Here is a 12899-nt window from a genome sequence, read left to right as displayed (position 1 = left end):
CCCGCCCCGCGGTGAACGGCCCGACGGCCGGCCGGCACGGGGCCGGCCGGCACGGGGCCGGCCGGCCGTCGGGGCCGCTGTGCGCGGCGGGTCGGCGGATGTCACGGGCGCAGCGCGGGCTCCCGCTCCACGTCCCGGACGTCCAGCTTCGCGTCGAACTTCGCCAGCGGGCGGGCCTGCGAGACGGCGGTCGGCGCGACACCCGCCCAGGCCAGGATGCGGGCCGTGGCCAGCGCCTTCTGGTCGGCGACCAGACCGGCCACGTTCGCGCCGTGGTTCAGGCCGGGGGCGGTGAAGACGTAGCTGTCCTTCGCGCCCTTGCCGAGCCGGAAGCGCTCCGCGCCCCACGGGTCGTTCTGGCCGTAGACGAAGAGCATGTGGTGGGCGTTGTTCTTCACCCACGTGTCGACGTCACGCATCGCCCGCGGCTGGAACTTCATGGCGATGTCGCGGGGGACGAAGTTGCGCGGGGGCTGGTAGCCGTAGCGGACGTACTGCTTCTCGATGGCCGGGAAGTGGATGGTGGGGGCGCCCAGTTGGGTGCCCGCCTGGTAGTAGTACGGGGTGTACGGGGACAGGCCCTGGTCCGTGTAGAACGAGAAGCCCGAGATCGTGTCGACGGACGTCCAGATCTCGTCGTCGGTCGCGGTGGCCGCATTCGCCGGGATCGTCGCGCAGTCGGACAGCAGGCTGTACTGCCAGAAGCCCCAGACGTAGTCGAGGACGACCGCCTCGTAGGCGCGGTCCAGGCCGCCGATGGTGTCGAAGGTGAAGCCCTCCGCCGCCGCGTAGTCCGCGTACTTCTTCTCCAGCGGCTCCCGGCGCACCAGCGCCTCGCGCTGTACGGCGTTCAGGCGGTCGCGGCACTCCTTGGTGCCCACGCCCGCGAAGAAGCGGTCGTAGGCGGAGTCCTCGTCGTTGACGACGTCGTTCGGGGCCACGTAGGCCACCACGCCGTCCATGTCGCTGGGGTAGAAGCGCTCGTAGTACGTCGCCGTCATGCCGCCCTTGGAGCCGCCCGTGGAGATCCAGTTCTTGGAGTAGATCTTCTTGAGCGCCTGGAAGATGCGGTGCTGGTCGCTCGCCGCCTGCCAGATGTCCAGCTTGGACCAGTCGGCCGGGTCGGGGCGGGAGGGCGTGAAGAAGCGGTACTCCATGGAGACCTGGTTGCCGTCCACGATCTGGGTGGGCTCGCGGCGGCTGGGGGTGGTGGAGACGTTGTAGCCGCCGGTGTAGAAGACCGTGGGGCGGGCGGTGTCCTTGTGCAGCACGGTGATGCGCTGCTGGAACGTGCCGCCGCCGGGGTGCCGGTGATCCACCGGCTGGGTGTAGTTCAGGACGAAGTAGCGGTAGCCGGGGTACGGCTTCTCCTCGATCAGGCTCATGCCCGGTACGGCGAGGAGCCGGTCCTTGATGTCCGTACCGGCGGTGGCCCTGGGCTCGGCGGCGGTGGCCGCCCCTGCCGTGGCCGCCGAACCCAAGGTGCCTATGAGCACCGTGAGCGCGAGCAGCCATCTGAGCGCCTTGCGCATGCGCGTGCACCCTCCCTGTGAGACAGATGTGCGTCGCCGGAAGCTATCGGAGCAACACCCGTCACACCAGAGGGGATTGACGCACGCCGTCGATCCACCGCGGTGGATCCGGCCGGAGGATCAGCAGAGGATCCAGCCCGAGCGGTACGAACCGCCGGCCACCGCGCCCGTCACCCGCACGCACCGGTGCCCCGCGTAGACCCTGGCCGGCGGGGAACTGCGTGTGTGCTTCCTCGACCTCGGCACGGCGACATGGCCGCGCGCCTGCACGCTCACCGAGATCAGCCGCTTGGTCCCGGGGTTCTTCTGGACGGTGACGGCACAGACGTAGCCGCTGCCCTTGTAGACCAGCACGGAGCCGGTGGAGAAGGGCAGGGTCCGCACCTTGCGGCCCGGGCAGGAACCGGCGGAGGTCGCGGCCAGGGCGCTGCCCGGAGCGACGACGGCGAGCAGTGCCGACACGATCAGCAGGACCAGCCCGAGCATCAGCCGCCGGACTGTCACGCTTCTCGCACCTGTGCCCACGGTCCCCGCCCCTCCCGCATCCGCCGTACTCACGATCGCCGTACTGATGTACGGACGCACGGCGCACGCCGAATGGTTGCCCTCACACCGCCGCGGGCTCGTCCTCGCCGACGAACGTGCGCCAGAGGCGGGCGTACCGGCCGTCCAGGGCCAGGAGGGCGTCGTGGGTGCCGTCCTCGACGACCCGGCCGTGATCCATGACCACGACGCGGTCCGCCCGGGCGGCGGTCGTCAGACGGTGGGCCACGACCAGGGTGGTGCGGCGGCCGGTCAGACGGTCCGTGGCCTGGTTGACCTGGGCTTCCGTGGCCAGGTCCAGGGCGGCCGTCGCCTCGTCGAGGAGCAGGACGTCCGGGTCGACGAGCTCGGCGCGGGCCAGCGCGATCAGCTGGCGCTGGCCGGCGGACAGGTTGCGGCCGCGCTCGGCGACCTCGTGGAGGTAGCCGCCGTCCAGCGTGGCGATCATCTCGTGCGCGCCGACCGCCCGGGCCGCCGCCTCCACCTCGGCGTCGGTGGCGTCGGGCCGGCCGTAGGCGATGGCGTCGCGGACGGTGCCGGGGAAGAGGTACGCCTCCTGCGGGACGACGCCCAGCCGGTGGCGGTACGAGGTGAGGTCGAGGGCGCGCAGGTCTGTTCCGTCGACCGTGACCCGGCCGCCGGTGGGGTCGTAGAACCGGGCCACCAGCTTGACCAGGGTCGACTTGCCCGCGCCGGTCTCGCCGACGAAGGCGACGGTCTGGCCGGCCGGGATGCGCAACTCGATGCCGGTCAGGGCCTCTTCGGGTACCTCGGCGGAGCCGTACGCGAAGTGCACGTCCTCGAAGGCGATCTCGCCGCGCAGCGAGAGGACCTGCTCGGGCTCGTCGGCGGACCTCGTGGACGTCGGCTCCCGGAGCAGCTCCTGGATCCGGCCCAGCGAGACGGTCGCCTGCTGGTAGCCGTCGAAGACCTGGGAGAGCTGCTGGACGGGGGCGAAGAACAGGTCGATGTAGAGGAGGTACGCGACCAGCGCGCCGGTGGTGAGGGTCGCCGCGTCCACCCGGCCCGCGCCGGCGATCAGCACCGCCGCCGCCGCGACCGACGACAGCAGCTGCACGAACGGGAAGTAGACGGAGATCAGCCACTGGCCCCGGATCCGCGCCCTGCGGTAGCTGTCGCTGCGCTCGGCGAACCGGGCCGCGCCGTCCCGCTCGCGCCCGAAGGCCTGCACGATCCTGAGCCCGGACACGGACTCCTGGAGGTCGGCGTTGACCGTCGACACGCGCTCGCGGGCGAGTTCGTACGCCTTCACGCTCGCCCGGCGGAAGAAGTACGTGGCGACGATCAGGGGCGGGAGCGTCGCGAAGACGACCAGCGCGAGCTGTACGTCGATGACCAGCAGGGCGCCCATGATGCCGAAGAAGGTGACGACCGAGACGAAGGCCGTGACGAGGCCGGTCTGCAGGAAGGTGGAGAGGGCGTCGACGTCCGTCGTCATCCTCGTCATGATCCGGCCGGTCAGCTCCCGCTCGTAGTAGTCGAGTCCGAGACGCTGGAGCTGGGCGAAGATCTTCAGCCGCAGGGTGTAGAGGACGCGTTCGCCGGTCCGGCCGGTCATCCGGATCTCCCCGGTCTGCGCCGTCCACTGCACCAGCACGGAGAGCAGTGCCAGGAGCGAGGCCGCCCAGACGGCGCCCAGCGCCGCCCGGGTCACGCCCTGGTCGATGCCGTGCCGGATCATCACCGGCAGCAGCAGGCTCGTCCCGGCGTCGACGGCGACCAGGACGAGGCTGACGAGAAGGGGCGCGCCGAAGCCGCGCAGCAGCCGGCGCAGACCGTACGACGCCTCCGGCCGGACCGCCTGCTCCTCGTCGACGTCGGGGGTGTCGGTGGCCGGGGGCAGAGCCTCGATCTGGGCGAGCAGCTCGGGGGTGGCCGGCATCCCGGACAGGGTGGTGTCCTTCGGCTCCCGGTCGCCGGTCCACAGCCGTGGGGTCACTCCCCGCTCGGCGTCGAACTCGGCGTCCAGTTCGTCGCGGACGGACGTGTCCTCGCCGGGCGCCGCCTGCGGGGTGTGGCCGGGCGAGACCCCGCCGAGCTCGTCGGGGTCGGTGAGCAGACGGCGGTAGAGCGCTGAGCGCTCCTGGAGCTCCTCGTGGGTGCCGAGGTCGGCGAGGCGGCCGGCGTCCAGGACGGCGATGCGGTCGGCGAGGTTGAGGGTGGAGCGGCGGTGCGCGATGAGCAGGGTCGTGCGGCCCTGCATCACCTGCTTGAGGGCCTCGTGGATCTCGTGCTCGACCGCCGCGTCCACGGCGGAGGTCGCGTCGTCGAGGACCAGCAGGCGCGGGTCGGTGAGGATCGCGCGGGCGAGCGCGACCCGCTGGCGCTGGCCGCCGGAGAGGGTGAGGCCGTGCTCGCCGACCGTCGTGTCGTAGCCCTGGGGCAGCTCGGCGATGAACCGGTCGGCCTGGGCGGCGCGGGCGGCCGCCTCGATCTGCTCCTGGGTGGCCTCGGGACGGCCGTACGCGATGTTGGCGCGGACGGTGTCGGAGAAGAGGAACGAGTCCTCGGGGACCAGGCCGATCGCGGCCCGCAGCGATTCGAGGGTGAGCTCGCGGACGTCGTGGCCGCCGATGAGGACGGCGCCCCGGCCGACGTCGTAGAAGCGGGGCAGCAGGAGGGAGACGGTGGACTTGCCGGAGCCGGAGGAGCCCACCACCGCCAGGGTCTCGCCGGGGCGGATCTCGAAGGTGAGGCCGTCCAGGACGGGCCGGCCGGGGTCGTAGCCGAAGCTCACGTCGTCGAACTCGACGGTGGCGGGGGCGTCGGCGGGCAGTGCCTTGGCGCCGTCCTTCATGGACGGCTCGGTGTCGATCAGCTCCAGGACCCGTTCGGTGCCCGCGCGGGCCTGCTGGCCGACCGTGAGGACCACGGCGAGCATCCGCACCGGGCCGACGAGCTGCGCGAGGTAGGTGGAGAACGCGACGAAGGTGCCGAGGGTGATGTGGCCGCGCACGGCCAGCCAGCCGCCGAGCGCCAGCATGGCGACCTGGCCGAGGGCGGGGACGGCCTGGAGGGCCGGGGTGTACGCCGAGTTCAGGCGGATCGTGCGCAGCCGGCCCGCGAAGAGCCGGCGGCCCACCTCGCGCAGCTTGCCGGTCTCCTGGTCCTCCTGCCCGAAGCCCTTCACGACCCGGACGCCGCTGACGGCTCCGTCGACCACGCCCGCGACGCCCGCCGCCTGGGCCTGGGCGTACCAGGTCGCGGGGTGGAGCTTGGTACGGCTGCGCCGGGCGATGTACGCGAGGGCGGGCGCCACGGCGAGGGCGACCAGGGTGAGCGGCAGGGACAGCCAGGCCATCACGACCAGGGAGATCAGGAAGAGGAGCAGGTTCCCGATCGTCATCGGGAGCATGAAGAGCAGACCCTGGATGAGCTGCAGGTCGCTGGTGGCGCGCCCCACGACCTGGCCGGTGGAGAGCTCGTCCTGGCGCCGGCCGTCGAGGCGGGTGATCGTCTCGAACATCTCGGTCCGCAGGTCGTGCTGGACGTCGAGGGCGAGGCGTCCGCCGTAGTAGCGGCGGACGTAGGTGAGGAGGTAGACGAGGACGGCGGCGGCGATCAGGGCCCCGGCCCAGGGCGCCATGTCCCGGGTGTGGTCGCCGATCACATCGTCGATGATCACCTTGGTGACCAGCGGGACCAGCGCCAGGACGGCCATGCCGACCAGCGAGGAGCCGAGGGCGAGCACGACGTCGGCCGGGTGCCGCCAGGCGTACCCGGCCAGTCTGCGCGCCCAGCCTCGCCGCTGGTCCCCCTGCTGCACTGCCACGCCGGTGCCTTCCTGTCGTCCCCGTCGTCCTGCTCTGCCGGAAGGCACCAACGCCGAAGGAAGCGGATTTCATCCCTCCGCAACAATCGGGGGACCGCGGTGGGCGCCGTTCCCGTGCGCCCGGAGGCGTCCGGAGGCGCTCAGACGCGGACGCGCAGGCGGTAGAAGCGGGTCGTCTGGACCGCGTTCTGGTTGTCGTCGCTGACCAGGAGGACCGTCAGGCGGCCCTGGGCCCGGCCGGTGATCACCATGCCCTCGATGTTGTCGAGCAGCGGGTTCGGCTGGGGCTGCTTCGCGGTCGCTCCCCGTGACGGGCAGTTCACGAGGTCGGCGAGGAGCGTCTTCCCGGCCGGGCGCACGCCGTCCTGGCCGGTGAGAGCGGCGATGCCGCCGGTGTCCGTGGCGTGGCGGAGGTCGGCCAGGTAGAGACGCACGGTGTTGCCGACGCCGGCGGTGAAGCCCCGCTCCAGGACCAGGAGCCGGCCGTCGGGAAGGGCCTGGATCTCGGGGACGCCGAGGCCGGTGTCGGTGCGGTAGGCGTACTGGGCCGAGAGCGCGAACCGGCCGTGCTGCCGCCGCCAGGTCTGGAGCCGGACGATGCCCGTGCTGTCGCCGGAGATCGCGTACTCCATCGACGCGAGGAGGGTGCGTCCGCCGGGCAGCAGCGTCAGCCCCTCGAAGGTCTGATTGGCCGTGGCGCGGCCGGCCGGGGCGACGAGGAGCGAGGGCGGGACCGGGAGCCGGTCGAGGAGTGCGCCGTCCCGGCTGTAGCGGCGCACGGACGGCTCGGTCTCGGAGGTGACCAGCCGGGTGCCGTCACGATCGACGGCGAGACCCTCGCTGTCGAGCGCGGCGCCGCTCTCGTCGGCGAGCGGGACGACCGACCGGGGGGCGAGGGTCCTCGCGTCCAGGCCGAAGAGCGAGGAGCGGTCGGAGAGGGCGGCGAGGGAGCCGTCCCGGTCCAGGGCGAGCGCGGAGAGGTTTCCGACGAAGGTGCCGTCGAAGGCCGTCTTGTCGAGGGCGTCGGAGAAGCCGCCGAGGGAGACGGCCGGTCCGCAGGCGTCGCCCAGGGCCGTGTCCGTGGCCGTCTTCGTGGCCGCTCCGGCGGCCGGGTGGGCGTTCGCGGGCCCGGCGGCGAGGGTGGTGGCCGCCGCCAGGCCGGCGGTCAGGGTGGCGAGTACGGTTCGCAGGCGCATGGCCGTCACCGTAGGCCGGGTCGGTGACGTGCGGTGGGACACCGCGTGAAGGCCGGTTCAGGAGGCGGCCAGGTCCTTGTGGATGACCTTGGCGACGCCCTGAATGGTCGTGATGCCGTAGTCCATGGTGCTGTTGCCGTGGGTGAGGACGGTCATGACGTAGTCGTGGCCGCCGCCCTTGAAGGTGCCGACGCTGTGCACCCGCCAGCCGTTCGTGGCACGCGACAGCCACCCGTTCTTGACGTGCCAGCTGACCCCGGCGGGCCTCCCGTACGGCGTGCCCCAGCGCTGCGACGAGACGACCTGGCCCATCAGCGTGTTGACGTAGGCGCGCGAGGCGTCCGTCAGGACCGTGTTCCTGGCGGTGAGCAGCTTCAGCAGCTTCTGCTCGTCGGTGACGGTGATCTGGGTCAGGCCCCAGTAGCCGTTCGCGCCCGGCTTGGTCTGCGTCATCTTCGCGGCCGTCAGGAAGTTCTTGATCTTCGTGGTGCCGAGCTGCTTCCACAGGGTGGAGGTGGAGGCGTTGTCCGACTTGGTGATCATGGCCGTGGCGAGGGTCTTCTCACGGCTGGTCAGCGCCCGGCCGGTCTTCTGCGCGTCCCACAGCAGCGCGGACAGGACGGTGACCTTGACGACGCTGGCCGAGTCGAAGGCGGTGGAGGCGCGCAGGGTGCACGTGGTGCCGGTCGTGCGGTCGTGGAGGCCGACGGCGACCGTGCCCTTGCGGTTCGCCAGTGCGGCGGTGATGTCCTTCTTCAGCTTGGCCGCGAGCCCGGTTCTGGCCGACGTGCAGCTGACGGTGGGCGTGGCGGCCGAGGCGGGCGCGGCGGCCGCCACGCCGGAAATGAGGACGCCGGCGGTGAGCCCGGCGCCGAGCAGCCTTCTTCGTATCCGGTGAGTCATGACGTGTTGACTCACACACATGAGCGAAAGTTGTACGCACGTTCCGCGCGCGGACGTCCGTAACGCGCAGGAGCGCGGGGCATGCATGAGGGATGCCGACCGAGACACCGAACGGACACTTCACAGCCGGGCAGCTGCGCGCCGCCCTGTGGGTGCTGCGCCATCTCGGCACGCCCGAGGAGACGGTGCCCGACGTGAAGAGGTTCCGAGGGAAGAAGGTGCCCACCGAGCTCGTCAGCGACGGCCTGAGGACCCTGGCGAGGGACCTCCTGCTCGCGAGGAACCGGGGCGGAGAACGATGGCAGGCGGCCGTCGAAGTGTTCCGTGAGATACCGGACTTCCTGCAGACCGCCCTGCCCGGCAGCACGATGGATCCCGCTGAGGAGACGGCTTTCGTCGCCGGATTCCAGAAGCAACTCGCCGACCACCAGAAGAGGTTCGGCGTACTGCCGCGCTGAGGCGGCCACCCGCGCGGTGAGGTCCGCCGGCCGGCGGAGGGATGCCCGCCGGCTCCACGCGACGCGTGAGGCGCGCCCTTCCGCACGGCCGCAGGAGTGATCACCGGGCGGACCCGGATCCTCTCTTACCCACATCTCACCCACCCACAGGCTGCCCCAAGGCTGACCACAGCTCGCACTCATCGGCCGTCTGCACGGTGCACTGGTGACATCTGCCACCGATCCACTCCCCCACCCGGCCGAGCCCTCCGCCGTGTCCCCGGACTGGGCTCCGCCGACGACTCCCGAGACGGCCCCGCCGGACAAGGCGCCGCGCTGGTCGCTGCCCGCGCTGATCGCGATCATGATCCTGGCGGCGGTGCTCTACTCCTGGAACCTGTCCGGGTCGAGCCTCAACAGCTTCTACAGCGCCGCGATCTACAGCGGTACGCAGAGCTGGAAGGCGTGGTTCTTCGGCTCGCTGGACGCCGGGAACTTCATCACCGTCGACAAACCGCCGTTCGCGCTCATGATCATGGGTCTGTCCTGCCGGATCTTCGGGTTCGGCACCTGGCAGATGATGGCGCCGGAGGTCGCGGCGGCGCTGGGCACGATCTGGATCCTGCACTCCTGCGTCAAGCGGGTCTTCGGACACGCGGCCGCCGCCGTCGCGGCGCTCGTGCTGGCGCTGACGCCGATCACCGTCGCCATCAACCGCGACAACAACCCGGACACCCTCCTCGTCCTGCTGATGGTCGCCGGAGCGGCCCTCGCCCTGCGCGCCACGCGCGAGGACCGGCTGCTGCCGCTGCTCGGCTCCGCGGTCTGCTTCGGGCTCGCCTTCAACACCAAGATGCTCCAGGGCTACATCGCCCTGCCCGCCGTCCTCGCCGTGTACCTGTACGCGTCACGGGCGGGCCGGCGGAAGAAGGCGGTGCACCTGGCGCTGGCCGCCGTGGCGCTGGCCGTCGCCAGCTTCTGGTGGGCGACGGCCGTGTCGCTGGTGCCCGCCGACGACCGGCCGTACATCGGCGGTTCGACCGACGGCAGCGCCTGGGACCTGATCATGGGCTACAACGGCCTGGGCCGGGTCCTCGGCGGCGAGGGCAACGGCGGGGGCGGCGGAGGCGGCGGCTCCTTCGCCGGCACCGCGGGCATCGGCCGGATGTTCAACGACGTGCTCGGCGGCCAGATCTCCTGGCTGATCCCCTTCGCCGGTGTCGCGCTCGTCGCGGGCCTGGTGCTGCGCGGCCGGGCCCCGCGCACCGACCCCACCCGCGCCGCGCTGGTGCTGTGGGGCGGCTGGCTGGTGCTGCACTATCTGACCTTCGCCATGGCCGAGGGCACCATGCACCCGTACTACACGACCGCGCTCGCCCCGGGGATCGCGGCGCTGTGCGGTGGCGGCGGGGTCATGCTGTGGCGTGCCCTGCGCGGCGGTGACGCCCGCTGGTCGTGGGTGCTGCCGGCCGGCCTCGCGGTCACCGGGATCTGGGCGATCGTGCTGCTGCGGCGCGCCACCGGCTGGAACACCTGGCTGTGGCCGGTCGTCGGCGTGGTCATGGTCCTCGCGATCGCGGGGCTGTTCGTCCTGCGGTCCGCGCGTGCGGGCGTCGGGGTCCGGCTGCTCGGCGCGTCCGTCGCCGCGGCGCTCGTGGCCGCTCTCGCCGGTCCGACGGCGTACGCGGCCTCGCCGGCCTTCGGTTCGTCGAGCGGCATGATGGGCGGCACCAACCCGACCGCGGGCCCGTCCACCGGCGGCGGCATGGGCGGCCCGGGTGGCGGCCGGGGCGGCTTCGGCGGCGGTCCCGGCGGCGAGGCTCCCGGCGGCACGCAGCAGGGCGGCCAGGCGGGCGGGGAGTTCCCCGGCGGCGGCAACGGCCAGGCCATGCCGGGCGGCGGCGACCTCCCGCAGGGCGGCGGCGCGCCTGGCGGCCAGGGCGGCGAGGGCGGCCAACCGGGCGGCGCGAACGGGGGGTTCCCCGGTGGTGCCCAGGGCGGCACGGGTGGTGGCCCCGGCGGGACGGGCGGCGGCGGGACGGGCGGCGGCGGGACGGGCGGCGCCGACAGCGAGCTGATCTCGTACCTGGAGAAGCACCAGGACGGCGCCATCTGGCTGATCGCGGTCTCCAACTCGCAGAGCGCGGGTCAGATGATCCTCGGCAGCGGCAAGCCCGTCATCTCCATGTGGGGCTTCACCGGCAGCGACCAGGCGATGACCCTCGCCAAGCTCGAGGAGCTGGTGAAGAAGGGCGAGCTGCACTACATCCAGCTGGGCGGCGGCGGGATGGGCGGCAACAGCACCCTGAACCAGGAGATCACCGCCTGGGTGCAGAAGAACGGCACGGCGGTGCCGGAGAGCGCCTACAGCTCGGCGTCGGCCTCCACGTCCGGCTCGGGTTCCGCGTCGGATTCCGGTGCGGAGACCTCCGGTACGGAGACCTCCGGCTCCGACGCCTCGGGCACGGACGCCTCGGCGCAGAGCAACCAGTCGACGGTCTACCGGCTGGACGCCTCGGACGTGAGCTGACCGCCACGGCGCAACAGGACGGAACGGCCCCCGACTTCACGGTCGGGGGCCGTTCCGGCGTAAGAAAGCGCGTTCAACTCGCGTGGACAAGGGGCAGTTTGCCGGTTCCCGTCATCCGATGGACATGTCAGATTCATTGCCATGGCCGCATGTGCATGTCACTCTCCCGATTGCCGCCTCCAATCAACCCGCGTAGATCGGACACCCCACATGCTGGCGACACGTATACGCCGATGGAAGTCGGTGGCGCTTGCCACCACTGCCGTCCTGGTCGGTCTCACCGCGCCCGCGCTCACCGCGACCCCCGCCGCGGCGACCACGACGGCCTACGACGCGACGTACTACAAGAACGCGGTCGGCAAGACGGGCACGAGCCTGAAGTCCTCGCTGCACACGATCATCAGCAGCCAGACGAAGATCTCGTACTCCGCGGTCTGGAACGCCCTGAAGGTCACCGACCAGGACCCGAACAACAGCAGCAACGTGATCCTGCTGTACAGCGGTGTCTCGCGAGCCAAGTCCCTCAACGGCGGTGACGTCGGCGACTGGAACCGCGAGCACACGTGGGCGAAGTCCCACGGCGACTTCGGCGAGGTGACCGGTCCGGGCACGGACCTGCACCACCTGCGCCCCGCGGACGTACAGGTCAACAGCATCCGCGGCAACCTGGACTTCGACAACGGCGGCAGCACCGTCACCAACGGCGGCGGCAGCCTCGTCGACTCCGACTCCTTCCAGCCGCGCGCGGCGGACCGGGGCGACGTGGCCCGCATGATCCTCTACATGGCCGTGCGCTACGAGGGTGACGACGGCTTCGCCGACCTGGAGCCCAACGAGAAGGTCGGCAACGGCAGCAACCCGTACATGGGCAAGCTCTCCGTGCTCAAGGCGTGGAACGAGGCGGACCCGCCGAGCGCCTTCGAGGAGAACCGCAACCAGGTCATCTACGACACCTACCAGCACAACCGCAACCCGTTCATCGACCACCCGGAGTGGGTCGAGGCGATCTGGTAGGACCGCAGGCACCGGCGAAGGGCTGGACTCCCCACTCGGACGGGGGGGTTCAGCCCTTCTCGCCGCACCAGCCGCGTTTCCCCCGGCATCCCTGCCGGCAGCCCCTCCCGTCGTGGGGGGCCGGAGCCCGGACGAGAGGCGCGCGGGGAGAGCAGAGGGAGAGCGGGCGATCTCCGGGGCGCGCGTCGGTGTTCTTGTCACGCCGACTACCGCTCGCGCCACCTGGGCGACTTCGGGGGCCGGATCGACGCGATGGGCCCGGGCGCCTGCTGAACCCGGGCCCGGGCTACCGCCGCCCGCCCTCGCCGCGCGGAGCGCCGTACCAACGCCACCGCGTGAGACGCGCGTGACCCGGGAGTTCTCCCCGGCCGGTGGCCCACAGCAGGGTGGGCCACCGGCCGGTGCCGGCCGGCGCGTCCGGGAAGAGCCGCGCCAGCACCCGGTCGCACAGGGCGGCGTCCGGCTCCCACCGGACCCCGAGCCCCTCGGCGACGTCGTGCAGATGCACCAGCGTCTCGACGACCCCCATGGCGGCGAACCCCTCGGGGTCGGAAGCCCCGAAGACGTGATGCGACCTGACGCTCGCCGGCGTCGTCCGCACCATCGCGGTCAGCAGCGCCCCGCAGGCCTCCAGCACCCGCGCGAGTCCGGCCGCCCCGGCCGTCCGGTCGGCGAAGACGACGTTCGCCGGCGCACCGGGCCGCTCCGCGCGCCACACGAAGGGCACCTCGGTGTCCGGCGGCCCGCCCCGCGGGCCCAGTTGGGCGGCGTAGGCGAACAGGTCGTCGGCCAGATGCTCGACCGTCTCCCAGCAACTCCAGTCCAGGGAACCGGCCTTGGCGTCCCAGTCGGCCGTCTCGGCGCCGCGCAGGGCGGCCACCGCCGACCGGACCGCCTCCTGCACGTCGTCGGCGGTGACGGGGCCGGGTGATCCGAGAGCTTCAGACATGC

At 72.0% G+C, this 12899-nt stretch carries 9 protein-coding genes; 3 read left to right on the top strand and 6 right to left on the bottom strand.

Annotation, left to right across the window (positions count from 1 at the left end):
• Window positions 1–101: 101 nt before the first annotated feature.
• From J2X68_RS26860 to J2X68_RS26840, 5 genes are all read right to left on the bottom strand, one after another.
• On the bottom strand, window positions 102–1532 hold the full coding sequence (locus J2X68_RS26860; protein ID WP_310435131.1) for a S28 family serine protease: 1431 nt from the start codon (window positions 1530–1532) through the stop codon (window positions 102–104).
• 120 nt (window positions 1533–1652) lie between these two features.
• On the bottom strand, window positions 1653–2018 hold the full coding sequence (locus J2X68_RS26855) for a hypothetical protein (protein ID WP_310435162.1): 366 nt from the start codon (window positions 2016–2018) through the stop codon (window positions 1653–1655).
• Between the two features lie 121 nt (window positions 2019–2139).
• Window positions 2140–5862 (bottom strand): ABC transporter ATP-binding protein, encoded by a 3723-nt coding sequence (locus tag J2X68_RS26850; RefSeq protein ID WP_399040915.1) that lies wholly within the window; start codon window positions 5860–5862, stop codon window positions 2140–2142.
• Between the two features lie 146 nt (window positions 5863–6008).
• Complete coding sequence (locus J2X68_RS26845) at window positions 6009–7064, bottom strand: esterase-like activity of phytase family protein (protein WP_310435129.1); 1056 nt, start codon at window positions 7062–7064, stop codon at window positions 6009–6011.
• A gap of 57 nt (window positions 7065–7121) precedes the next feature.
• Complete coding sequence (locus tag J2X68_RS26840) at window positions 7122–7967, bottom strand: serine hydrolase (RefSeq protein ID WP_310435128.1); 846 nt, start codon at window positions 7965–7967, stop codon at window positions 7122–7124.
• Window positions 7968–8059: 92 nt separating this feature from the next.
• On the opposite strand from J2X68_RS26840, the gene J2X68_RS26835 reads away from it, so the two are divergent.
• The 3 genes from J2X68_RS26835 (at window position 8060) to J2X68_RS26825 (ending at window position 11948) form a co-directional block, all read left to right on the top strand.
• Window positions 8060–8425, top strand: a complete 366-nt coding sequence (locus tag J2X68_RS26835; RefSeq protein WP_310435127.1) for a hypothetical protein — start codon at window positions 8060–8062, stop codon at window positions 8423–8425.
• A 205-nt stretch (window positions 8426–8630) separates the two neighbouring features.
• On the top strand, window positions 8631–10934 hold the full coding sequence (locus tag J2X68_RS26830) for a glycosyltransferase family 39 protein (protein WP_310435126.1): 2304 nt from the start codon (window positions 8631–8633) through the stop codon (window positions 10932–10934).
• Between the two features lie 210 nt (window positions 10935–11144).
• The gene (locus J2X68_RS26825; protein WP_057600287.1) at window positions 11145–11948 is read left to right on the top strand and encodes an endonuclease I family protein; all 804 of its coding nucleotides are present in this window, start codon (window positions 11145–11147) and stop codon (window positions 11946–11948) included.
• A gap of 286 nt (window positions 11949–12234) precedes the next feature.
• On the opposite strand, the gene J2X68_RS26820 is transcribed toward J2X68_RS26825, so the two are convergent.
• Window positions 12235–12897: a DinB family protein gene (locus J2X68_RS26820; RefSeq protein WP_310435125.1), complete on the bottom strand. Its 663-nt coding sequence runs from the start codon at window positions 12895–12897 to the stop codon at window positions 12235–12237.
• Window positions 12898–12899 lie beyond the last annotated feature (2 nt).

This window comes from Streptomyces sp. 3330, from assembly GCF_031456635.1.
Classification (GTDB): Bacteria; Actinomycetota; Actinomycetes; order Streptomycetales; family Streptomycetaceae; genus Streptomyces.
This window is presented reverse-complemented; position numbering and strand designations above follow the sequence as displayed.